General features: G+C 41.0%; 17 protein-coding genes, 1 tRNA gene and 3 pseudogenes. 6 read left to right on the top strand and 15 right to left on the bottom strand.

Features of this window, described 5'->3' with window-relative positions; genetic code table 11:
* The 4 genes and pseudogenes from ACFE90_RS07000 to ACFE90_RS07015 form a co-directional block, all read right to left on the bottom strand.
* A partial coding sequence (locus ACFE90_RS07000; RefSeq protein WP_375499023.1) for a tetratricopeptide repeat protein occupies positions 1-332 on the bottom strand: 332 nt, incomplete at its 3' end.
* A gap of 56 nt (positions 333-388) precedes the next feature.
* Positions 389-568: pseudogene (locus ACFE90_RS07005) on the bottom strand (ATP-binding protein); the annotation flags it as partial.
* Between the two features lie 222 nt (positions 569-790).
* Positions 791-1,273 (bottom strand): tetratricopeptide repeat protein, encoded by a 483-nt coding sequence (locus tag ACFE90_RS07010; RefSeq protein WP_375499025.1) that lies wholly within the window; start codon positions 1,271-1,273, stop codon positions 791-793.
* Between the two features lie 3 nt (positions 1,274-1,276).
* Positions 1,277-2,290, bottom strand: a complete 1,014-nt coding sequence (locus tag ACFE90_RS07015) for a homogentisate phytyltransferase (protein ID WP_375499027.1) — start codon at positions 2,288-2,290, stop codon at positions 1,277-1,279.
* A gap of 434 nt (positions 2,291-2,724) precedes the next feature.
* Here ACFE90_RS07015 and ACFE90_RS07020 point away from each other — a divergent pair, with 434 nt between their 5' ends.
* On the top strand, positions 2,725-3,342 hold the full coding sequence (locus ACFE90_RS07020) for a hypothetical protein (RefSeq protein ID WP_375499029.1): 618 nt from the start codon (positions 2,725-2,727) through the stop codon (positions 3,340-3,342).
* A gap of 30 nt (positions 3,343-3,372) precedes the next feature.
* Here the strand turns inward: ACFE90_RS07020 and ACFE90_RS07025 are convergent.
* From ACFE90_RS07025 to ACFE90_RS07050, 6 genes and pseudogenes are all read right to left on the bottom strand, one after another.
* Positions 3,373-3,468, bottom strand: a pseudogene (locus ACFE90_RS07025) (uroporphyrin-III C-methyltransferase); the annotation flags it as partial.
* Between the two features lie 27 nt (positions 3,469-3,495).
* Positions 3,496-3,888 carry an ACP S-malonyltransferase gene (locus ACFE90_RS07030; protein ID WP_375499031.1) on the bottom strand — a complete coding sequence of 131 codons (393 nt, stop codon included), beginning with the start codon at positions 3,886-3,888 and terminating at the stop codon, positions 3,496-3,498.
* Positions 3,885-4,259: a DUF433 domain-containing protein gene (locus ACFE90_RS07035; RefSeq protein ID WP_375499033.1), complete on the bottom strand. Its 375-nt coding sequence runs from the start codon at positions 4,257-4,259 to the stop codon at positions 3,885-3,887. Before ACFE90_RS07035 ends, ACFE90_RS07030 begins: the two co-directional genes overlap by 4 nt.
* Positions 4,260-4,664: 405 nt before the next feature.
* Entirely contained in the window at positions 4,665-5,444 is a 780-nt protein-coding gene (gene cobA, locus ACFE90_RS07040) for a uroporphyrinogen-III C-methyltransferase (protein WP_375499035.1), read from the bottom strand.
* Positions 5,441-6,208, bottom strand: coding sequence for a sirohydrochlorin chelatase (locus tag ACFE90_RS07045; RefSeq protein WP_375499037.1), 768 nt, complete (start codon positions 6,206-6,208; stop codon positions 5,441-5,443). Before ACFE90_RS07045 ends, cobA begins: the two co-directional genes overlap by 4 nt.
* Positions 6,209-6,388: 180 nt before the next feature.
* Complete coding sequence (locus ACFE90_RS07050) at positions 6,389-6,772, bottom strand: DUF4359 domain-containing protein (protein WP_375499039.1); 384 nt, start codon at positions 6,770-6,772, stop codon at positions 6,389-6,391.
* 121 nt (positions 6,773-6,893) lie between these two features.
* On the opposite strand from ACFE90_RS07050, the gene ACFE90_RS07055 reads away from it, so the two are divergent.
* The 3 genes from ACFE90_RS07055 to ACFE90_RS07065 all read left to right on the top strand — a co-directional run bounded on the left by ACFE90_RS07055 (position 6,894) and on the right by ACFE90_RS07065 (position 13,756).
* Positions 6,894-6,966 (top strand) — tRNA-His (locus ACFE90_RS07055).
* A 300-nt stretch (positions 6,967-7,266) separates the two neighbouring features.
* Positions 7,267-10,992 (top strand): PAS domain S-box protein, encoded by a 3,726-nt coding sequence (locus tag ACFE90_RS07060; protein ID WP_375499041.1) that lies wholly within the window; start codon positions 7,267-7,269, stop codon positions 10,990-10,992.
* Between the two features lie 343 nt (positions 10,993-11,335).
* Positions 11,336-13,756 carry a sucrose synthase gene (locus ACFE90_RS07065; protein ID WP_375499073.1) on the top strand — a complete coding sequence of 807 codons (2,421 nt, stop codon included), beginning with the start codon at positions 11,336-11,338 and terminating at the stop codon, positions 13,754-13,756.
* 67 nt (positions 13,757-13,823) lie between these two features.
* On the opposite strand, the gene ACFE90_RS07070 is transcribed toward ACFE90_RS07065, so the two are convergent.
* The 4 genes from ACFE90_RS07070 to ACFE90_RS07085 form a co-directional block, all read right to left on the bottom strand.
* Positions 13,824-14,378 carry a peptidoglycan-binding protein gene (locus ACFE90_RS07070; protein ID WP_375499043.1) on the bottom strand — a complete coding sequence of 185 codons (555 nt, stop codon included), beginning with the start codon at positions 14,376-14,378 and terminating at the stop codon, positions 13,824-13,826.
* 1,072 nt (positions 14,379-15,450) lie between these two features.
* On the bottom strand, positions 15,451-16,167 hold the full coding sequence (locus ACFE90_RS07075) for an ROK family protein (RefSeq protein WP_375499045.1): 717 nt from the start codon (positions 16,165-16,167) through the stop codon (positions 15,451-15,453).
* 311 nt (positions 16,168-16,478) lie between these two features.
* Positions 16,479-17,789 (bottom strand): sensor histidine kinase, encoded by a 1,311-nt coding sequence (locus ACFE90_RS07080; protein WP_375499047.1) that lies wholly within the window; start codon positions 17,787-17,789, stop codon positions 16,479-16,481.
* 2 nt (positions 17,790-17,791) lie between these two features.
* Positions 17,792-20,548: an ATP-binding protein gene (locus ACFE90_RS07085; protein WP_375499049.1), complete on the bottom strand. Its 2,757-nt coding sequence runs from the start codon at positions 20,546-20,548 to the stop codon at positions 17,792-17,794.
* Between the two features lie 174 nt (positions 20,549-20,722).
* On the opposite strand from ACFE90_RS07085, the pseudogene ACFE90_RS07090 reads away from it, so the two are divergent.
* Together ACFE90_RS07090 and ACFE90_RS07095 are read left to right on the top strand one after the other, a co-directional pair.
* Positions 20,723-21,142, top strand: a pseudogene (locus ACFE90_RS07090) (creatininase family protein).
* A gap of 168 nt (positions 21,143-21,310) precedes the next feature.
* The gene (locus tag ACFE90_RS07095) at positions 21,311-21,814 is read left to right on the top strand and encodes a 2TM domain-containing protein (RefSeq protein ID WP_375499051.1); all 504 of its coding nucleotides are present in this window, start codon (positions 21,311-21,313) and stop codon (positions 21,812-21,814) included.
* A 421-nt stretch (positions 21,815-22,235) separates the two neighbouring features.
* Here the strand turns inward: ACFE90_RS07095 and ACFE90_RS07100 are convergent, their stop codons facing one another.
* On the bottom strand, positions 22,236-23,291 hold the full coding sequence (locus tag ACFE90_RS07100) for a 3-deoxy-7-phosphoheptulonate synthase (protein WP_375499053.1): 1,056 nt from the start codon (positions 23,289-23,291) through the stop codon (positions 22,236-22,238).
* Positions 23,292-23,352: the final 61 nt, after the last annotated feature.

Here is a 23,352-nt window from a genome sequence, read left to right on the forward strand (position 1 = left end):
AGGCTAATGGCTTTTTTGTAATGTGCGATCGCTTCTTGTGGTTTACCTTGATCGTCGAGAGTATTTGCCAAAGCAATATAAGCTTGGGCAAAGTTCGGTTCTAGTTCAATTGCTTTCCGAAAAGCCGCCTCAGCTCCTTTGAAATCTCCTTGTTTGTAAAGATTGGTTCCTTGCTCGAATTTAGCAACTGCGTTTTTGCTCTGAGGAACTGCGGACCGTGCATCATGAATTTTTGATAAAACAACGCCAACATTTTTACCAAAGGCACTATTCCCATTACTCAAACACAAGCAGATAATAGCTGCTACCAGGACATTCTTGTTTTTCAGCATTTTTATTACTTTACCTGCTTGGTTTACCGAAAAATTGGGTCTAAAGCCTCCCTCTTCTCTGCTTTGACAATGCCGCCATGTATCTCGATGATATTACGCACAATTGCCAATCCCAGTCCTAATCCACCAAAATTTCTCGTAGAGGTGCTATCTGCTTGGCGGAAGTAATCAAACACGAATGGCAAAAACTCAGCGCTAATTCCCTTACCTGTATCGGTAACTATAATGTTTGCAAAAAGATAATATTTTAAAATCATCAAAGTTTTCTCCTATCAATGCATTGTGACTAGGGAGCTTATAGCACATCACATTGCAATTTTAAGGGCTATGAAGGAAGTGGTCAAACTTGCGAAAATTGCGGATACAGTTACGGTAGACACTGGTAAATTGCAAAACAAAAGCCATTCTCCCCATTAAGAGGGGAATGGTAAAAAAATTAGGAGAAGGAACAGGAAAATTTAATCTCCGCAATTCTGACTTAACTTATTACTCATTTTATCTAACAGTTGAGTTATTTTTTTAGCTTTTTCAGGTTGGCGTTGTTTTTGCAATAAATCTTTAGCTTGTAGCAGGTTAGTTTTAGCTTCATCTTCTCGCTCTTGCTGCATGAGAATATTTGCCAGACGCAAGTAAGCGTCAGGATTTTTGGGACTGCGGCGAATCACTTCCCGGAATAATTCTGTTGCTTCTTCTATTTGACCTTGTTGGTTTAAAACATCTCCCAAAAACAAGCGCACCACATCATTAGTAGAGTTGAGGGAAATCACTTTACGAAACGCTGCTTCTGCACCTTGGTAATCTTTGGCTTGAGAAAGATTAATCCCTTTTTGAAATAAGTCTGAGGTAATCAAAGTTTTCCAAGCAAAATAGCCAAGAATTGACAGACTAAGAACAACTACAACAGCAGCGATAATAGAACTAGTAGGAAAGGTTTCTAGCATTGTCTAAGCCAAAAGACAGGCGATAGGAAAAATCAGGTATTCGATAAAAAATAGTTTCCAGATAAATTGGTAGAATTGAGCGATCGCACTTTTATCTTGTAAGTCTACTGCCAAACTCCGCAACCACATCCAAACTAGCAGGGCTAAATGAGTAATTACCAAAAATATCGGGTTAATTGAGGACAGACGTAGCACACCAACTAAAATTATCCCCAGATAGCAGGCAGTTATCACCCAAAGAGCTAGACTAAACACAGCTTGCGCTCCGAGTTTGATAGTGAAAGTAGAGATATTATAGAGGCGATCGCCTTCCATATCTGGTATATCTTTAAAGATTGCGATCGCAAAGGTAAACACCAAGATAAATAACGTCAGCACCCACACCACGGGCGGAATTACTTGGCTTTGTTTCAGCACCCAACTATAGTGCAAATACAACCCTAAATTAACAATCGTACCGCGCACCGAAAAAATGCATAGTGCTGCCCAAAATGGAAACTGTTTCAAGCGAATTGGCGGTAAAGAATAAGCAGTACCAATGGCCAAACTAATTGCTACCATGCCAAATAAGAATGGCCCAGTTAGCCACGCCACAACTAGCGCCAAAATCCCAGTAAAAGCAACAATTAATTGCCCCGTCTGTTGGGAAAACTCACCTGACGCCAACGGTAAATGAGGCTTATTAATCTTGTCAATATCAACATCTTCTAATTGATTCAGCCCCACAATGTAGACATTGCCACACAGACAAGCAATCCATGCCCCTAAAACAGGGAAGAGCCACTGCGGTCTTGGGGTCTCCCCAAGTCGAGCAAGTGGCGTTAGGGAATGGGGAGTAGGGAATAGGGAAACAGTACTATTACTAATTGCAATGGCAATAAAATACAAACCTAACACACTCAGACTTGTACCAATAATCGTGTGAGGACGAGAGAATTTCCAGAAAGCGTATAACCAATGGAAATATGATTGAACGGGTTTGCGTGGCAAAGGGCTGTTTTGAAAACTCTGGCTCATGAGTACCTTAGATTCAGTATCCGGCTTATTGTTAACCCTGACTTTTCACGGGATTTAGAAAACCTCACTCCTGCTCTCTCTTGTTGTTGAGAGACTTGTAATTCTCCCGATTCCCTATTAGGGAAGGGGGTTAGGTTTCGCGTTAATTTTTCCACATGACCTTAGTTGTCAGATTGTTAACCATTGTCACAGAATTTGGTCATTAACAAGAGCCAAAGCTTTGGACGCACTGTATTTTGTAGGGGAGGTAGCGGCGGCTTAAACCCTTACCACAGCCCGCCTTAATCCTACTTAAGAGAATCAATCTACCTCATGAAAGAGGCTCTATCCCGAAAAAAGCTGACAATCAACCATGAAAATACCTCTTCCCAATTCTCTTGTGCTACTCCCTATAACGGTACAATCTATCAGAAAAGTAAATAAATAGTTAAATTATGACAGCTAATTTGACATCTAAAGCGACATTTGACTTTGTGAGTGTGCTATCCCAAGCTGCGGCTGCCTATCAAGAACAGGAAGGCACACCCCCTAGTGCTGAAATATTAGTAAATGCGTTACTACAAGCAGAAAAATCTACCAAGCAGGAACGGTTAACTTATCCGTTTGAGTCTCTTCTGGGCAAATGGCAACTTTGCTTTGCCACTGGCACTAAGAAAGTCAAAGAACGCGGCGGAATTTTATTAGGTAAGGGTTTATATGTACCCAAATTTATAACAATCCATGTTTCCTTTAATGCCATTTTGGAACAGAATTCAGACAGGGGCGAAATTAGTAATCAGGTTGAATTTGGCCCAGTTTTGTTGAACCTCACGGGGCCAGTGCAATATTTAAGTAAGAAAAATTTATTGGCGTTTGACTTTAACCAAATGCTTATTAGTCTGTTTGGTCGTGTTGTTTATAACAGACCAATGGGTTCTGGTATTCAAGCAGAAGATTTCTACAACCAGCCCATAGCTAAACTCCCTTTCTTTGGCTTTTTTTTGGTGACGGAAGATTTTATTGCAGCTCGTGGTCGGGCTGGAGGATTGGCATTTTGGATTCGAGAAACTTAAAGAGAGTGGATTTCACATTTACGCGAACCATCAAACTGGACGACAACTAGACAAAATACTGTGCATATTTACTACTTGTCCAATGACTGCGATCGCAGGAGCACCAAATCCAGTTTGCTCTACCTGAACTGTATTGCAATTAACGGATAGCCTTTATGGAATGAAAAGCCGACTCACGCCCAAGTAGTTCTCAATGTACAGCACAATGTCAGCAAGACGGGCACTACATTGCTCTCGATACTCTCGTTCTATGAGTCGCTCAAGACTTCCAATTGTGATCACAGGTAGCGATGTTGGTGTACCCTCTTCACGAATTGTTTGCTCCAATGAATCCTTGCCTTTTGCATTTCGATTTGCGGTTAACAGAAGCATTTGGTTAGCTTGCGCGAACTGCCAGATGACTCGATCATTGCTATCAACGGCTAATCCAACCTCTTCTAACATCACAAAGCTAATCGACAAATGATCGAGCCAACCCTCAGCAGCTAAGGTTCCTTGTAGAAGAACGACGTAGCCCTTCAGGTTATAGTCAACCAACACAATCATCCAGTGAATCCAAGCTTTGCTTTCCAGGCTTGGAGTTTAGCATAAATTTTTTCCTGTCCTGGTTTTGGCGGCATCTTTGCAATTTCTGCCAGCCGATCGCGATTTTTCTCTTCCCAATATTCTCGCATCTCTTGGGCTTCCTGTAGAACAGTTTGATACTCTGCTTCCACTTCAGTACGATTAGTGTCAATGTAGGAGAGTGCAGCGTCAAGTTGTTCTTCCGTCAAAGGCAGCCAGTTCGGGATTAGTTTCGATGCCCATCCTGCTTTGAGATGATCCATAACATCGTAAATTGTGATGCGTGTTCCAGCGATCGTCAGCCCTCGTTCGGTGCGGATAATCCTTGCTTTTTCATTTGATGTGGAAGTCATACCCAAATCCTCCAAACAAAAGACTTACGAGTACTAACCGTAGTATATATTAACAGTAATTTGACGCTGAATGATGACCATTTTGCGACTATTTGCAGTCTACAGAAAAATCATTGTTGTTGCCCCTTGTATCACGTTCTTCTCTAAAACCTAGACTCTGACCATTAACAGACATGTAAGTATCACTCTGCCCAGTTAAACGATTACCACTATCGATTGTTTCGGCATAGAAATATCTGAAGTCCACCTAGAACAAAAGTTCTTGAAACGCAGATTACAAGCTGATTTCGGCTCCTGGTATTCCCAAGCGGAAATCAAGGACTGGTAAGGCTTCTGGAAAACTTTTCGGTCTACTGAATGTGCTATGAATCTTAGCCTGATGTTGGACAACCTTCAAACCAACCATCAAACTGGACGACAACTAGATAAAATACTGTGCATCTTCACTACTTGTCCAATGACTGCGATCGCAGGCGCACCAAATCCAGTTTGCTCTACCTGCTCTACAATTGTTTCTAAAGTACCAATCAATTCTTCTTGTTCTAGACGCGTACCCCAGCGCACTAAAGCAATGGGCGTTTCTAAATTCAAGTCGGCGGCACTTAACTGTTCCACAATATAAGGCAGATTGTGAATTCCCATATAAATTACAATGGTTTCGGAACCGTGCGCGATCGCATTCCAATCCACTTTCGGTCTATACTTACCCGCCGCCTCGTGACCAGTCACAAATGTAACTGAAGAACTATATAGCCGATGAGTCAATGGAATACCTGCATAAGCTGCGGCTGCAATACCCGATGTAATACCGGGCACAACTTCCGTTGATATTCCCGCATTGACTAATTCTTCCATCTCTTCGCCACCGCGACCAAAAATAAAAGGATCACCACCCTTTAACCGCACCACAATTGCATGATCCTGCGCTTTCTCAATCAGCAATTGAGTTGTTTCTTCTTGGAACAGCGAATGTTTCCCCCTCCGCTTACCAGCATTAATATGCTCGGCTTGGGGATTAATCATTGCCAGAATTGCCGGACTCACTAAAGCATCATAGATAACTACATCTGCACATTCCAATAAAGCTTTTGCCTTCAAGGTAATTAGTCCCGGATCTCCTGGCCCCGCACCTACTAAATAAACCTTTCCCAAATACTTGTTCTCCTGTTTTTCTATGCGGTTCATCTATCTGTTAAATCCCAAATTAGCTCGGCTAATTCTGCACTTGCTCCCAATGGCTCTGCCAATTGGAAATTCACCGCAGAAAATTGTGATTTTAGCTCCTCTATTGAGGCTGCGATCGCATCAGTTATTCCACCAGCGAATAAAAAGTATGGCAAAATTGCAATTTCTTTATAACCAGCAGCTACCAACTCTTTCACTCGTGATTCTAAACTAGGAGGGACAGACCAATAAGCAGTCACTGCTGGTAAACTCGCTGCCATTGATTCCACAGTTTCTTTAGAACCTGGGCGACGGCTACCATGAGCTAAGAAAATCCATGCTTCTGCTTTTATAATAGCTATTTGCTTGGCCAGCAATTTCTCTAAATTGGGGTGAGAGCCTAAGTATGGTTGCAACTCAATTATGATATCCTGACCAATAGCCTGTTGTGCTAGTGCTACTTCGGCGGGAATATCTGTCATTACATGCACTCCCGGCAGCAGAAATAGCGGTACAATTTTGATCCGATTCTGGTTTTGAGATAGTTTACTTTGGCGTAGTCCAACCCAGGCATCGCCAAAAGCGCTCTTGGCAAATTGTTGAATCTGCTCGTGTAAAGGCTGAGGATTCATTTCCAAAGCAGCTATACCAACCTGATGTTCGTTATTTAATCCATTATGGTTTTCTGACAATTTGTTATGTACCAGCTTTGCTAGTTGCTGCATAGCAATTTCTGGGCGGCGATCGCGGCTTCCGTGAGATACTAGCAGATAGGCAGATGACATCGGCAAAGCTTTAACTCTCAGTGACTAATTATCATATCTTACTTAATATTAAGCTGGTGGTAATAAGTACTCAGGTGATTATTGAAACTATTATCAAATACTAAATAGAAGTATTTTTAATCACTTTTATAGGGAACTCCAAAAATTAAATTGACTATCAGCTTCTGCTCCCCCTGCTCCTTACTGTTTTTCGGCAGTGTAAGTATAAAATTGATTAAAAGCTCCCACAGTTTCAAATTTGTAAGAGGGTATCCAAGAGTTTATTTTTAAATCTGTACGGTAAATACTAAAAATAATATAATTTTGTCTTTCTGTAGTCTTAGAAAGAATTTCTTGGATTTGCGGGTTAGCTGAGTCAACCAACTTATCACAATTAAAACGGATTAAATTTTCTATAAAATTGGTAGTTTTTTTGCATACATCGGTTTTTAAGTATTCTGTCAGTCGTTGTACTGCATATTCTTCATACTCAACCTGACTGGGATTGGTGTTCGCCATTGTCACACCCAAGGCGGCGAGTCCTGCTGCTGCTCCAGTATATGCAATGATCGTTAAGGGTTTCATGTTTGCCAAAAATTCATTATAATTGTTAGATTTTGGAGACTCTAAATTAACTGAGTCCGTTCCTAAAAAAAAAATTCTTGATCGCTTGCCAAATTATTGCTATAATTCAAATTGTTGAATGGCGAGCGTAGCCAAGTGGTTAAGGCAGTGGTTTGTGGTACCACCATTCGTGGGTTCGAGTCCCATCGTTCGCCCTAAGTAATTTCATATTAATATGTATACTACTGTAAAGGGTAGATTGCGTGGTGTGAACACTCATAACCATCACTTTAACAAGGATATGTCACTTATAGCTTTATAGACTTGGAAAAATTGCAAAGCTACTATAATTGATTAGCTTATCTTATAACAAAATAATGTATATAAGAAACATCTGTCGTTAGGATAAGACAGGAGGCAGAAGGCAAGAGGGTTTTAGCCTCGTTTCAGCCTATCGAACGAGTCCTCAATCCCTACTGCTCGATTACTTTGGCGAAGGATGAGCGAGGGAATGGATGCTGAATTTTCAAACCTTATTTGAATCGATACCGGGATTGTATATCGTCTACTCACTCGACTTTGTGATTGTCGCGGGAAATGATGCTTACTTCCGGGCAACGAAGACAAAACGAGAACAGGTCGTTGGTCGTCCTTTTTTTGAAGTTTTTCCAGACAATCCCGATGATCCGAATGCGAACGGCGTTCAGAATTTACGTGCCTCGTTGTCTAATGTAATCAAGGATCGCTTGCCTCACACGATGGCAGTGCAGAAGTATGACATTCGCCGCCCGCAATCAGAAGGGGGTGGCTTTGAGGAGCGGTACTGGATGGTAACCAACTCGCCAGTCTTTGGTGAAAATGGTGAGATGACGCATATTATTCACCGAGCCGAAGATGTCACAGAGTTGGTGCGGGTGCAGCAGCAGCGAGATGAGCAGCGTCATCTGAATCAATCACTCCAGACTCGCAGCGAGCAGATGGAGATGGAAATCTATGCCAGAGCGCAGGAGTTAAGGCAGGTCAACGAACAACTGCAAGTCAGTGAACAGCAGCTTCAACTTATCCTTAAGACCAGCAAACTCGGCTCTTGGCAATTTGATCTCAAGACAAACGTTCTGTCTACTTCTGACCAGTGCAAAGTTAACTATGGTCTACCCATTGAGGCTGATTTCTCGCACCAAGTTCTGATGGAGCGGATTCATCCAGAGGATCGCACTTGGGTAAAAGCGGCAATTCAAGACTCGATTACCAACCGCACCGATTACAATGTGGAGTACCGCACCGTTTGGAACGATCGCAGCACGCACTGGGTACTCGTTCGGGGTTGTATAATTGACGATGAGGCGGGCAATCCTGAGCGGATGGTCGGGATTTCACTCGATATTACCGATCGCAAAATTGCCGAAGCTGACCTACGGGAAGCCTATGTGCAATGGGAGTCCGCTTTAGCGGCAGGAGCGATTTACACATGGCGGTGGAAGATTCCCGATAATCTGGTGATCGTGAATGCAGCCTTTGCTCACTTGTTTGGCGTTGACTCAGCCAAGGCGACGACCGGCTTACCAATTGAACTATTTATACAGGCGATGCACGAAGAAGACCGCCCACAAGTGGTTGCAGCCATTAACCAAGCGATTGAAACCGGCGAAGAATACGTAAGTGAGTACCGCATTTATACGGCGGTGGGCGAGGAGCGCTGGGTTGCGGCACGCGGTCGCGTTGAATATGCTGCTGATGGCAAAGCGATCGCTTTTCCTGGGGCATTGGCAGACATTACTGAACGCAAACAAGCCGAATCCGCTTGGCGACAGATTTCCGCCGAACTCGAACGACAACTGCGAAAGTTTGACGCGATCGCCTCTTCCGTAACCGATTTTATTTATACATTCGATCTGTCTGGACGGTTCACTTACATCAATCAGCCGTTGCTTGACCTCTTACAGAAAAAGTCGGCACAAGCCCTCGGCAAAAACTTTTTTGACCTGGATTATCCAACCGATTTAGCAACCCGGCTTCAAAATCAGATTCAGCAAGTCATTGAGACGCGCCAACCGCTCAGAGATGAAACGCCCTATACAAGTGCATTTGGCACGCGGGCTTATGAATACATTTTCGTCCCGCTTTTGGACATAAATGGCGCAGTAGAAGCGGTGGCAGGTGTGACGCGAGATATTACTGATCGCAAACAGTCGGAACAAGCCTTGCAAGAACAAACAAAGTTAATGCAAGTCATTCTGGACAGTATTGGCGATGGTTTGATTCTGGCAAACCCACAGGGCGAGTTTGTGCTGTTTAATCAAGCGGCTGAAAGAATCTTTGGTCGGCTATCGAATGAGCGATCGTGTGATGAATGGTCGAGAACCTACGGACTATTTTTATCAGATCGACAAACACTCTTCCCCGATGAACAACTGCCGCTATATCGAGCAATGCAAGGAGAATACGCCAACGATGTAGAAGTCTTTGTGCGTCGCGCTGCGGCTTTTGAAGGGCGGTGGGTCAGTATCAGTGGTTTTCCCGTCATGGATATGAGTCGCAAAGTTACAGGCGGAGTGATTACCTGTCGAGACATCACCGATCGCAAACAAATTGAAGCGACTGTCAAAGCCAGCAACGAACGACTCACACTGCTTTCACAGGTCGCCAATGATCTCTTGCTCAACGAAGATCCCAAGGCATTTTTAGCGAGTTTGTTTGAAAAGGTTTCGACTCATTTGGGACTTGAAGTTTACTTTAATTACTTGTTTGAAGAAGATCAGCAACGCCTTCAGCTACACACCTCTGGGGGCATCTCAGAGGATATTGCTTTATCCGCTCAATTTTTGGAGTTAGGGCAGGGGGTGGGTGGTTATGTGGTGCAACATCGCTTGCCAGCTATCATTGAAAATGCGCTCTCAACGACCGATCCACTTGCTGTTCGAGTTCAGTCAATCGGTATCAGAGCTTATGTCTGTCATCCGCTGATTGTGGGCGATCGCGTCTTGGGCACTCTGGGGCTGGGAACTCGTCAACGCGATCGCTTTACTCCCGACGAACTCGACCTCATGCAAACGATTGCCAATCAAGTCGCTGCTGCTTTAGAACGATCGCGCCTAGTTGCAGAGCTACAGGCACGCGCCGAAGCTTTAGATCAAAGTAATCGCATTAAAGATGAGTTTCTGGCGGTTCTTTCCCATGAGTTGCGTACTCCCCTGAATCCAATTCTGGGATGGTCAAAACTGTTGCAGCAGAAAAAGCTGGATGCTACAAAAACAACTACTGCGCTTGCCACCATTGAGCGCAACGCCCAACTCCAAGTGCAACTGATTGATGACTTGCTAGACATCTCCCGAATTCTGAGCGGCAAAATGAGCTTATCAACCTCACCCATTGACCTGAATGCAGTAATCTGTGCCGCGCTAGAAACGGTTCGGCTAGCCGCAGAAGCTAAATTAATCCAAATTCAGACAACCGTCTTGCCGATTCTGGGAGTGGTAGTTGGGGATGCAGGACGATTGCAGCAGGTTGTGTGGAATCTTCTGTCGAATGCCGTGAAGTTTACTCCTTTTGGGGGGCAAGTCACAATTGCACTATCTCAAGCTGAAAATCACGCCCAAATTCAAATCACCGACACTGGAAAAGGAATTCGTGCCGATTTTCTGCCCTACGTGTTTGAGCATTTCCGGCAAGAAGATGGTGCAACCACCCGCAAATTTGGCGGGCTAGGGTTAGGGCTGGCCATCGTGCGCCAAATTGTTGAGATGCACGGCGGAACGGTTACAGTAGACAGTCCTGGTGTTGAGCTAGGAGCAACATTCACAGTTCAAATTCCCCTTGCACCTCAATTAACTGAAGCACCAACCTTAAAACAATCACCCGTTAAGGAGAGTGATTTGAGCGGCATTCACATTTTAGTCGTCGATGATGAAACAGACTCGCGGGAGTTCATCGCTTTTGTTCTAGAGCAACATGGCGCGATCGTCACTGCTGTTGCATCTGGGGCTGATGCACTGCAAGCATTTACTCAATCCATCCCTAACATCATCATCAGTGACATTGGGATGCCAGAGATGGATGGTTATATGCTAATCCGACAAATTCGCGCCCTCCCACCTCAGCAAGGGGGACAAATTCCCGCTATTGCCTTAACAGCTTATGCCGGAGAATTAGATCAGCAGCAAGCGATCGCAACCGGATTTCAACGTCACGTCGCCAAACCCATTGATCCAGAAGTTTTGGTGGCGATCGTCGTCCAAATGTAGACTTGTATGCTGTTCCCTTAAATGATATTATAAAGATTACATCAAGCAGTTGAGGGCGTGACAAATTGTGCCCAAATTGTTATACAGTTATTTAATAACATCTATCAAAAGAAATAAAAATTGTATTCCTTTAGTCAGAGTCAAAAATACTGAGTCATAGATACTTTAAGTAAAGAAGAACACGATTTAAGTGCCTGCTGAAAAGTTGATATTTGTAGGTACACAGATAAATACAATTTATCTGTGTTATTTCGTGTTTATATGTGGTTTAACAAAAGGTGGAGGCTTATTGGCCTTGCCTTGAAAGTCAACAATGCAAACATCGTCATTTAATGGAGTTGCCATGTCTGAATTGCTTCAAGCAGTCTTAGATAGTGAAGAAAGAAGTGATTTGCGTTCCTTTCTTAGTGAATTACGCCAACAAGAAAAGAAATACTTGCTGCGGAACGACATACTCAATGTATATAGTGAGTATTGCTCAAAGTCCCAGAAACCAGAGGAATTTTACACTTCCTCTGAGTTAGGCAAACTGATTTACTATACTCAAGAAATTATTCAGGAGGACTCAAACTTTTGTTTCATTATCCGTTCTAAGATTGCCAGCCAAGAAGTTTATTGGTTGACATCAGACTTAAGCATTGAGCCAATGACTGTGCAGGATTTGCTCGATCTGCGCGATCGCTTGGTGAATAAATATCATCCTAACGAGGGCGACTTGTTAGAATTGGACTTTGGCCCGTTTTATGACTACACCCCAGTCATCCGCGACCCCAAAAATATTGGTAAGGGAGTACAATTTCTCAACCGCTATCTATCCAGCAAAATCTTTCAAGACTCCAAACAATTGCTGGACAGCTTATTTAATTTCTTGCGCCTGCACCACTACAACGGTGTGCAACTGCTGATTAATGATCGCATACAATCACAGCAGCAACTTTCCGAGCAAGTTAAGAAAGCTATCGGTTTTGTTAATAATCGTCCCGAAGATGAACCCTACGAACAATTCCGGTTCCAATTGCAGTCAATGGGTTTTGAGCCGGGTTGGGGTAACACCGCAGGGCGAGTCCGGGAAACTTTAAATATTCTCGATGAATTAATTGATTCTGCCGATCCTCAGACTCTAGAAGCCTTCATTTCTCGTGTGCCGATGATTTTTAGAATCGTCTTGGTGTCGGCTCACGGTTGGTTTGGGCAAGAGGGAGTGTTGGGTCGTCCCGATACTGGCGGTCAGGTAGTTTACGTCCTTGACCAGGCAAAGAGCCTAGAGAAGCAGCTACAAGAAGATGTCCTGCTTGCGGGTTTAGAAAAATTGAATGTCGAGCCAAAGGTAATTATTCTCACCCGCTTGATTCCCAATAGTGATGGTACTCTATGTAATCAACGGCTAGAAAAAGTCCTTGGTACCGAAAATGCCTGGATTTTGCGAGTGCCTTTACGGGAATTTAATCCTAACATGACTCAAAACTGGATTTCTCGGTTTGAGTTTTGGCCTTATCTAGAAACTTTCGCCATTGATTCAGAAAGAGAACTACGGGCAGAATTTCACGGCACACCTGACTTAATAGTTGGAAACTATACTGATGGAAATTTAGTAGCATTCTTGCTGGCGCGACGCCTGAAAGTTACCCAATGCAATGTTGCCCATGCTTTAGAAAAATCTAAATACTTGTTCAGCAACCTCTACTGGCAAGAATTAGAAGATAAATATCATTTTTCTTTGCAATTCACAGCTGATTTGATTGCCATGAATGCTGCCAATTTTGTGATTAGCAGCACCTACCAAGAAATTGTGGGAACACCGGATAGTGTGGGACAGTACGAGTCTTATAAATGCTTCACCATGCCGGAGTTGTACCATGTGACCAATGGCATTGAATTATTTAGTCCCAAATTTAATGTCGTACCGCCTGGAGTAAACGAAAATAATTACTTCCCCTACACGCGTACTAAAGACCGAGTGGAGAGCGATCGCCAACGCCTTGCAGAAATGCTCTTTACTCTGGAAGATCCCACGCAAATCTTTGGCAAACTAGACGATCCTAACAAGCGCCCTCTCTTCTCAATGGCGCGTCTTGACCACATCAAAAACCTCACAGGTTTAGCTGAATTTTATGGTCAAAGTAAAGAATTACAAGAGCATTGCAACTTAATTTTGGTAGCGGGTAAATTACGCGTTGAAGAATCAGATGACAACGAAGAACGCAACGAAATTATTAAACTCTACCAAATAATTGACCAGTACAATCTCCACGGTAAAATTCGTTGGTTGGGTGTGCGCCTAACTAAAACTGATTCTGGTGAAATTTACCGAGTCATTGCCGATCATCAGGGAATTTTTGTACAACCAGCTTTATTTGAAGCTTTTGGGTTGACAATTTTAGAGTCGATGGTTTCAGGATTACCGACTTTTGCCACACAGTTTGGTGGGCCGCTGGAGATTATTCAAGATAAAATTAATGGCTTTTTGATTAACCCAACAAATTTAGACGAGACAGCCACAAAAATTGTGGACTTTATCACTAAATGCGAACAAAATCCTAACTATTGGAATGAAATTTCGCAGCGAGGAATTGACCGAGTTTACAGCACCTATACTTGGAAAATCCATACTAGCAAGCTGTTATCATTAGCACGGATTTATGGCTTCTGGAACTTTACCTCAAAAGAGAATCGGGAAGATTTGTTGCGTTATCTTGAGGCTTTATTCTATTTAATTTACAAGCCAAGAGCGCAACAGCTATTAGAACAGCATAAATACCGTTAGTTTCTCATTTGTCATTTGTCATTAGCTAAAGACTAAAGACAAATGACTAAGAACAATGGGCAAATGACTAAATTGTTAACGCTCGCCAAGTTCGTTGACCAACTACTCCATCCGTTGCTAAATTCTGCTGATTTTGAAAGGCTTTGACAGCAGTCTCTGTCAGTGCGCCGTAAATTCCATCCACTCTAACGGCATAACCGTTAGACACTAACAACCGTTGTAAGGCTCTGACAGCAATACCAGAGCTACCGAAAGAAAGAGTCGGCATAGGTAGGCTACTAAACTTCTGGAACCGTCCTGTAGCCTTTGCACGGATTTGATCTCTAGACTGAGAATACTTATCAGACTCACCTAAGTTAGAAGAACCTAGTCCCGGATTCTTTTTGGCGATTTTCTTAAGTATATGTTTTTTCTCTGGTGCGATCGCTGAAGAAGAAGCCTGAGAAATCCCATCTGTCTGCATGAATTCAGGTGGTGTGACTTGAGCAGTTATCTCTAACTGACTCTGTTTTGATTGGTTTATGTCATTCTCCATCTGAACTAATTGCTGCTGTGGCAAATTGGCTCCAGATGCTTGTTTTATTGTTAACACGCTCGTCATCATCAGGCCAATTTCAGTCATTGTAGTTCATTTTACATCAACCAATATTTCTTTTAACCAACAACATTGCTGCTGTGCGGGATAGTACATACTGACCAAATAAAAAGTCATGTAATAATTTTTTCAGATAATATTTTAATGAGCATATTTGCTCACCTCCTATTCCATCTAATCAGACTAATATCATTAGTTTTGTGCTTTTTTTACCTTTAATCAAACCATGAACTTGGAAAATATGGTATCTAAATCAACGGTTTAGACAATAACATACTATATGATCATCTGGGAATACATCAAACAATTTGCCTAATTATCTTTGAATCTACCTTAATATACTGATATAGCTTTTAAATAAGTCGGTGCAATAAAACCAAACTGTGTGAAGAAAAGTAAATAAGGCTCAAACTCTTTCTCCCCCTGCTCCCAGCAAGAACTGCCCCCTGCCTTATCCCAACAAGAACTATTTACGCCGACCTACTTATCATATTTATACTGCCAGTAAAAATACTACTGGATTCAGGAGTCATTTTTTAAGTATTGATTAATCCAACATTTGGCAATAATTATAAACTCTTAATTCCAAACAATTTGTCTTCCCTCAAAGGGGTTATAAACGTTTTATCAATTACTGTTACAGCAAAATTCAGAATTCAGGAGTAAAACACCCTTTATACCTGAGTAACAGACTTAGCTTGTGTATCTCACCAACTTGAAATCTGCTGTATCTTGTAAGATACATGCTAATTTTCACAGCATTATCTGGTTTTATCAGCTTCGCTTTAGGAGTATTCAAGGAGAATTCCTAAATATCTGCTTTGTCGTATTCTTGGAAAGCCCATATTTTGACCTGAATAAAATAAAACCCTACAACGTTGTTGCACAGTCTTGAATTTTAACTAGAATTTAGATTACTGCATGATAAAAGTACACAGTAGGACTGAACATCATGCCTGTGCAATTCTCTTACCTAACCTGTGTTAATTTTTGTAAAAGTTTTAAATATTGAGAAAGAAACACTTTAATAAAAAGTGCGTAGGCGTAGCCTCTCAAAGACATCGCTTAATACACCCAGTTGTGGATACTGAAAAAATTTTTACCTTTTTTCATCTCGCCACAAAGCAATACCGCCTAACAAACCAGTGATATTGGGGATGAGTTTTACATTTAACGGTAGCTGTAAATTCACTCTCACAGCTTCACCGCCGCCAATGTAAAGGCAATCATAATTGAACAGATGTTCCAAGGATGCGATCGCTTTTTCTAAACGCTTGTTCCATCTTTTCTCGCCAATTTTTTCTAACTCTGCACGCCCCAACTGCTGCTCAAAAGTTTCTCCTTTGCGAAACGGGTGATGTCCCATTTCCATATTCGGCACTAGCTTACCATCTACAAATAAAGCTGAACCAAACCCCGTACCCAGAGTAATCACCAATTCCACACCTTTACCTGCGATCGCACCAAACCCCTGCATGTCTGCATCATTAATTACCCGTACAGGCTTGTTTAAGTGTTTTAATAATGCTGTTTCCAAATCAAATCCAATCCAATCTGGATGTAGGTTTACCGCAGTTTCCGTGACTCCAGACCGCACCACACCGGGAAAACCGACCGAAACGCGATGAAATTCACCTTGAGCGGCTGCTAACACAACAATTGCATTAATTACAACCTCTGGTGTAGCAGGTTGGGGTGTATCTAAACGCGCTCTTTCTGTTACAGGATTCCCCGTAATATCCAAAACCATAGCCTTAACGCCACTACCGCCAATATCAACCGATAGGGTACGAATCGATCCATTTTCTTCAACCATTAGCTTAAGTCCTTGTTATTAGTCCCTATTGGTTATTATCCTCTGCCGCATCTTGATTAGACTGGATATAGCCAGAGTTCTTCACATGAGGATTTACAAGCGATCGCTCCCAATTTACATATAGGAAAAAATCCGGCTTGCTTGGGGCGGGGTTATACAGCAGTTTTCTTTTGCATGAAGTATAAAGCTACGGGTTTTGAGGCAGTGCGGCTTGAGATAGCAGGTAGAAACTCTTTATATCTGATGCGTGAGTCCTGCGTTTTGTATCTCACTTAAAAAGTAAACTGCTGTAACTAAATCACCGAGCGTCCCTAATCCTCAATCCGATAAATCGGAATGGTAATTGTAAACTGTGAACCATGTCCTGAAACTGACTCGACTTCTAGTGTTCCTCTATGCTTTTCTACAATAATTTGATGAGCGATCGCTAATCCTAAACCAGTTCCTTTACCCACGTCTTTAGTAGTAAAAAATTGTTCAAATATACGCTGTTGTACTTCTCTAGACATTCCTACCCCATTATCACTAATTTTAATTAATATAAATTTTTGGTCTTTAGTTAGTTCTGTACGAATTTTGATTTGAGGTATGAATTCGATTTCAGATTTAGCTAATATAGAATTGGGAGTTAGGAATCGAGTTGGTAAGGAAGTTAATTTATCTACCTCTGCTTTCTCTGTTTTCGGTAGTTGCACATTATTAATCTTCTCATCAATTGCATCAATAGCATTAGATAAAAGATTCATAAACACTTGATTCATTTGTCCTGCATAGCACTCTATAGGTATTATTTCACCGTACTCCTTAATCACTTCCATAGCTGGACGCTTTTGTGTAGCTCTCAAACGACTATGCAAAATCATTAAAGTACTATCAATACCTGTATGCAAATCAACTTCTTTGATTTCCGCTTCATCCAATCGTGAGAAAATTCGGAGCGATAGCACAATTTCTTGAATGCGGTTAGATCCCACCATCATTGATGATAAAAGTTTAGGAAGGTCTTCCTTGAGAAAATCTAATTCAATTAATTTTGAAAACTCTTGAATTTCTTGGATAGTATCTGGTGTATAATTTTCGTAAAATTGCAATAATTTTAATAAATTGTCAATATATTTTTGAGCATAAATTAAGTTGCCAGAAATAAAACTAACTGGATTATTAATTTCATGAGCAATTCCGGCTACCAATTGTCCCAAAGAAGACATTTTTTCTTCTTGTACTAACTTTAACTGCATTCTCCGCAGTTCTAAATGGACATTGATCCGGGCTAAAACCTCTTCATGTTCAATAGGCTTAGTAATATAGTCTACCGCACCCAGATGCAATCCCTTCACTTTTTCCACAGTTTCAGAAAGCGCCGTCATAAAAATCACTGGAATATCTTTAGTTTTTGGGTTATTTTTTAGACGACGGCAGGTTTCAAACCCATCAATTCCTGGCATCATTACATCTAATAAAATCAAGTTTGGTAATGTTTCTTGCGCTTTTTGCAATGCACTTTCACCGCTCTTTGCAATAGAGACTTTAAAGCCAGAATTGTTTAAAATATCAAATAGAACCTTGAGGTTATTTGGAATATCATCAACAATTAAAATCAATTCTTTTTGATAATTATTCATCTCTAATCTAAGTTAAATTTATTTTTAATTAAATTAACAATCGCTTCATCATCAAAATCTTCTGCCAATTTTAATATTTTATTAGCAAAGTTTGTATATGTTGGGTCTAAAATTTTAATATAATCTGCTTCATCTTGAACTTCTTGAATATAACCAGTTTGAGCAGCTTTATACAAATTAATAAGCTTTTCCTCTGGGGGAAATATCATTTCCCCCAGAGGAATAATGCTCTCTAAAAAATTATTTTCTTCTTCATAAATCCATGTTAAATTTAAATAATGTCGTAATTTCTCAAATAACTCGAAATTTTGCACTGGTTTAGGCAGAAAGTCATTACAACCTGCCTCTTGGCTCTGTTGACGATTTAAGCTGAATACACTTGCAGAAGAGGCGAGAATTACCGTATCTTTAAATTCAGATTGAGCGCGTAAATATTGCGTCATTTCTAAGCCATTCATTATCGGCATTGCTAAGTCGGTAATAATCAAATTTGGTTGAAATTCTTGAGCTTTCTTTAAACCCTCTTCGCCATTTTCTGCTTCAACAAGTTTAAAACCAACAGGTTCAAGCAGATTGATAATTACAGAGCGATTTTCCCAACGATCATCAACAATTAGAATTATCTGTTGTGTACCTTGGTAAGAAACTACATTTTTGTTTAACTCAGGTGTCTGTGATGATATCCAGTTATTAGCTTCTGGTAGAGCTAAGTCAAACCAAAATTTGCTACCTTTATTCGGTGTACTTTCGACTTTGATTTTACCTCCCATGATTTCTACAATTTGACAACTGATTGCTAATCCTAAACCTGTGCCTTCAGATTTATGTTTGCTATCCCCTACTTGCTCAAAAGGTAAGAAAATTTTATCTAATTCTTCAGGAGTCATCCCAACGCCTGAATCTTCAACTTGGAAACGGATATTCCAAGTATTAATATTATTTTTATTTTCTATTGCATATTTTTCATCTTCTATGACTCCTACTGAAAACGTTACTTTCCCTCGTTCTGTAAACTTAATAGCATTACCCAGAAGATTAATCAATACTTGCTTTAAACGTTTTTCATCACTATTAATAGTAGTAGGTAACTGATTAATTACTTCATATTTAAAATTTATTTCTTTTTGCTCCGCTTTAATACTACAGATGTTTCGTACTCCCAGAAGAAAGTTTTCTAAATGAAAGTCAGTAGTAGAAATATCGAGTTTTTTTGCCTCAATTTTGGAAAGCTCTAAGATGTCATTAATTAGTGTCAAGAGGTGAGAACCACACTCCTGAATAATGCTAAGTCCGTTCTTTTGTTTAGAAGTAGCGATTTGATCGCGTTGCAAAATTTGAGCGTAGCCGAGAATTCCGTTGAGAGGAGTGCGGAGTTCATGACTCATGTTTGCTAAAAATTCGCTTTTTGCTTGATTAGCAACATCGGCTGCTTCTTTTGCTGCTTTGAGTTCTACGGTACGTTCTTCAACCCGCTTTTCTAAGTCTTGATTGGTATTTTCTAAGTTGGTGAAAGACTCTCGTAACTGTCCTGCCATTCGGTTAAAGGATTGGGCAAGGATGCTGAGTTCTTTGATCCTAGAAAGTTTTACTGCTAAGTCTAAGTTACCAGATGCGATCGCACTACTTGCTTGGCTTAACTCCCAAATAGGTTTGATAATCCAACGAGAAGTGTAGATTCCCAAAATCGTCGCTATACCTAATGCACCAAGACACAGTAAAATTGTTGTCTGGTTATGGGCGTTAATTTGTGCCATAAAATCGCTTTCTGGTACAACGACAACTACTAACCAGTCAAGACCAAACTCGTCTTGCCAATTCATGACGTGGACAAATTCGCGATCGCTTTTAAACTCAAAATCCAGTATTTGGGTGTCTTTAATTGCCTTAAAGTTGCCAAATTTGTGCTGTAAATACTTTGCTGTCGCTTGAATTAAGGGATCACTACTATTTAATGCGCTTAAGCGTTGCGCTTTACCATTTATCAACGTAAATGGCTTGTGGCTACTAGAATTAGCTATTAATAGCCCGTCGCGTTCAATAATAAAAGTTTTTGCTCTTGGGCTAACTTTTAAGTTGCTCAAAAAATCACTGATACTCGACAGCAGCAAATCAGCGCCGATCACACCAATCATTTTGTGGGTCTTGTCGTAAATAGGACGATCTGCCGAAGCTACGATATATCCTTCATATCCCTCTATTACGCAAATTTGACTCCAAATGGGTCGACCTGCTTTTACCGTCTGGGCGTACCAGTTCTCAGTTACCGGGTCGTAGTCTGTAAATTTTAGTAATTTAGTGCGATTTCCCTGGCTATCTACTGCGTAAGTGTAGTCTTTCTTAGCAAAACCTTTATTAATTACAATTCCTTGACCTGCCAGCCAACGACCCGCCCCAGCCTCTTCATAGGTTTTTAGATTATAGCCAATCCAGCTAACATTTTTGAATACCTGCGCTTGTTTCCAAAAGTAACGCCCTGTACTTTCCAAGTCTTTTAAGTTGAGTAGCCCTTGTTCTATCGCATCAATGTTGATTTGATTAATCTGATGCGGGGTTGCTAAGTAAGTATCAAGGTGTTCGTCAACTAGGCTATCGGTTTTGCTCATCAACTGATTTGCAAGGTCATTAACTGCCTTCTGTCCATTTTTAAACGAGAGATACCCCACCAGCCCGACAGCAGCAAAGATTTGGATCACAAAGGGGACTATGAGTACAAGGCGCAGTGGTAACTTTTTGGAATATGGCAAGCCAAGAAGGTTCATTGCTTAAAGTTTTGGGCAGTTTGATGACTCCTATCTTGCACTTAGCGATCAGAGTCGCCAGGGCTAAGTGCAAGATGTGAGCAAAGAATAAATTTTCTGGCTAGAGTTAGTTTGCCCACAATCTTGTTTCTTGTATCAATCCCGTTAAGAGAAAAATGGCACAATCCAAGTAATATGCACAGTTTCATTCCACCAGAACGCTTTTTTCCCTACCTCACTTGGACTGACATCCAAGCAATGCCAGATACCAGCCAGTGGGGGCAACTTGAATAACATGGCCTTTATCTGCGGTTAATTGTAGATGCTGCGATGCCTGCGGCGGTAAACAACGCTGTGGGGGTGCTGGGAAAAGCAATGGAAAAGCTGGATGCCAGTATGCTGTTGCAAGAGTATGCACCAGAACACTCAGAAAGTAGTTTACTGAGTTTGGAGGGTGAGTTACCTGTGGTTTGGGTGATGCGAGATATCAGTAAAAGTGGAGTGATTGGCGACGCCACAACTGCAACTAAAGAAAAAGGCGATTGCATTCTCGAATCTGTTGCTAACGGTTGGGCGCAAGTTATTCAAGATATTTACGCTTATCCACAACCATAAGTGGAGAAGGGATTGACAAGTTTTACTCAAAGTTAAAAATCCAATACATTAGATGCGGGACAGCATTTAGATTTGCTAATGTAGGAATAATGGAAATAGTACTGGCGTAGCTGCTTAAAATCTATCAAGCAGCGAATTTCTATTAAAAGTAATATAAGAGAAAGAATTATGACGGCGTTTGAACCCAAGAGCCTCCGCTCTTATAGCCAAGAAGATGTCCAACAAATTCTGCATTTAGCGATCGCTCGTCAAGCTGACGACAAAGATACAGAATTTTCTTATGAGCAGATATTAGAAATTGCTGCTGAGTTAGAAATTTCACCTGATTCTTTAAAGTTAGCAGAACGCGATTGGGTAATACAACAGGGACAAGTCCAACAGCGAAGGGCTTTTGACGCTTACCGTATCAGAAGATTTCAGAAGCGCTTAGGGAATTATGCAATTTTTAATGGCTTTTTTATACTTGTAAATTTAATCACTGGTGGCGGAATTTCTTGGTCGCTGTACATTTTGCTATTCTGCGGATTGCCTGTAGGGCTGGATGTCTGGAATACGTTTCAAATGAAAGGCGAAGAGTATGAAATGGCATTCCAGAAATGGAATCGTAAGCATGAGATTAAGAAAACTATCAGCACAGTTTTGAATAAGTGGTTTAAGGCATTACAGGCTTAATAGATTTGCTTGCTTTAGCGTACCCTCACCCAGAAGCAAGCTACGCGCAGCATCTGTAAACTAGCTCGTCGTAAACATCGCTAATTCAAAAAAATACCCCGCAGGAGAATTCGGGGTAATATTTACCGCAATATTGGTTCTGTAATACCACTGAAAGTAAATTGTAATGCCCATTGGTATCAACTTAAGCTAGAAATAGCTTAACTGTTGACTTCCTCACCCTGACTTATTCTGTAACCAAGCTTTCTAATCTGCGATACCTGCGGCGGGCATAGCCATCGCCAAAATATATTATATTAGCCTTGGAATTTTATTTTCAGGAGGATAAAACAAAGGGGGGACTGGCATATATAGGTAATAACAAGCCTTACTAGGATTGGGGAGTAAAATTCAAAGCCTCTCAAAATCTAGACTATGGTATTTATTTAAGTTTTTCGTGAGCAGCTAGAATAATTTTTTCGGTTTCTTCCCAGCCAATACATTTATCAGTTACAGAAATCCCATATTTTAATTCTTCTTTTCTAGTAATTGGTTGACTACCTTCATACAAATGCGATTCCAGCATCATGCCGACTATTGATGTATTACCATCCACTATTTGCTGAATAATATTTTCTAAGACAGCACCTTGTAATTTGTAATCTTTATTAGTATTACCGTGGCTACAGTCGATAACAATTCTAGGTGGTAAATCTGCCTGTTTTAATTTCTCTTCTATCAGTTTCACATTTGCTGTATCAAAGTTGGGTTGACTACCACCCCTTAAAATTACGTGACCGTAACCATTACCTTTAGTTTGAAAGACACTAACCTGTCCGTTTTGATTAATTCCCAGAAAACTATGCGGGTTTCTAGCTGATTGTAAGGCATTCAAAGCTACTTGAATATTACCGTCAGTACCGTTTTTAAAACCCACAGGCATGGAAAGTCCACTTGCCATTTCGCGGTGAGTTTGTGATTCGGTCGTGCGTGCGCCAATAGCAGACCACGTAATTAGTTCACTAATATATTGAGGTATGATTGGATCTAGTGCTTCTGTGCCAGCAGGTAACCCCAATTCTGTAATTTTTAATAATAGATCCCGTGCAATTAATAACCCATTTTCTACATGGAAAGAATCATCCATATCTGGATCGTTAATTAACCCTTTCCAGCCTACGGTTGTTCTTGGTTTTTCAAAGTACACTCGCATAATTAATAGTAGCTTATCCTGGACTTGCTCGGCCAATCTTTTCAACCTTTGGGAATATTCGAGTGCTGCTTTTGGGTCATGGATTGAGCATGGGCCAACTACTATAAATTTTCTGCGATCCTGAAAATCTAGGATCTGTTCTATTTCCTGCCTATATGCTAAAACTCTTTGCTCGGCTAATTGTGTTAAAGGTAATTTTGATTTGATTTCATTAGGAGTTAATAAAATGCGATCGTTCTCAATGTTAGCGTTGTCGATATCACTATTAAATAATTTGTTGTGCATGGGGATGCTCTGGCAATTTTATATACGCACTTCAAATAAAAAGTGTAACACAAACCTATTA

The organism is uncultured Nostoc sp. (assembly GCF_964245445.1).
Classification (GTDB): domain Bacteria; phylum Cyanobacteriota; class Cyanobacteriia; order Cyanobacteriales; family Nostocaceae; genus Nostoc.

What these genes read in the sequence shown, in the direction of transcription:
- ACFE90_RS07010 (WP_375499025.1), bottom strand. Translation starts at nt 1,273, where the DNA reads ATGCTAGAAACCTTTCCTACTAGTTCTATTATCGCTGCTGTTGTAGTT.
- ACFE90_RS07015 (WP_375499027.1), bottom strand. Translation starts at nt 2,290, where the DNA reads ATGAGCCAGAGTTTTCAAAACAGCCCTTTGCCACGCAAACCCGTTCAA.
- ACFE90_RS07020 (WP_375499029.1), top strand. Translation starts at nt 2,725, where the DNA reads ATGACAGCTAATTTGACATCTAAAGCGACATTTGACTTTGTGAGTGTG.
- ACFE90_RS07030 (WP_375499031.1), bottom strand. Translation starts at nt 3,888, where the DNA reads ATGATTGTGTTGGTTGACTATAACCTGAAGGGCTACGTCGTTCTTCTA.
- ACFE90_RS07035 (WP_375499033.1), bottom strand. Translation starts at nt 4,259, where the DNA reads ATGACTTCCACATCAAATGAAAAAGCAAGGATTATCCGCACCGAACGA.
- cobA (WP_375499035.1), bottom strand. Translation starts at nt 5,444, where the DNA reads ATGAACCGCATAGAAAAACAGGAGAACAAGTATTTGGGAAAGGTTTAT.
- ACFE90_RS07045 (WP_375499037.1), bottom strand. Translation starts at nt 6,208, where the DNA reads ATGTCATCTGCCTATCTGCTAGTATCTCACGGAAGCCGCGATCGCCGC.
- ACFE90_RS07050 (WP_375499039.1), bottom strand. Translation starts at nt 6,772, where the DNA reads ATGAAACCCTTAACGATCATTGCATATACTGGAGCAGCAGCAGGACTC.
- ACFE90_RS07060 (WP_375499041.1), top strand. Translation starts at nt 7,267, where the DNA reads ATGCTGAATTTTCAAACCTTATTTGAATCGATACCGGGATTGTATATC.
- ACFE90_RS07065 (WP_375499073.1), top strand. Translation starts at nt 11,336, where the DNA reads ATGTCTGAATTGCTTCAAGCAGTCTTAGATAGTGAAGAAAGAAGTGAT.
- ACFE90_RS07070 (WP_375499043.1), bottom strand. Translation starts at nt 14,378, where the DNA reads ATGACTGAAATTGGCCTGATGATGACGAGCGTGTTAACAATAAAACAA.
- ACFE90_RS07075 (WP_375499045.1), bottom strand. Translation starts at nt 16,167, where the DNA reads ATGGTTGAAGAAAATGGATCGATTCGTACCCTATCGGTTGATATTGGC.
- ACFE90_RS07080 (WP_375499047.1), bottom strand. Translation starts at nt 17,789, where the DNA reads ATGAATAATTATCAAAAAGAATTGATTTTAATTGTTGATGATATTCCA.
- ACFE90_RS07085 (WP_375499049.1), bottom strand. Translation starts at nt 20,548, where the DNA reads ATGAACCTTCTTGGCTTGCCATATTCCAAAAAGTTACCACTGCGCCTT.
- ACFE90_RS07095 (WP_375499051.1), top strand. Translation starts at nt 21,311, where the DNA reads ATGACGGCGTTTGAACCCAAGAGCCTCCGCTCTTATAGCCAAGAAGAT.
- ACFE90_RS07100 (WP_375499053.1), bottom strand. Translation starts at nt 23,291, where the DNA reads ATGCACAACAAATTATTTAATAGTGATATCGACAACGCTAACATTGAG.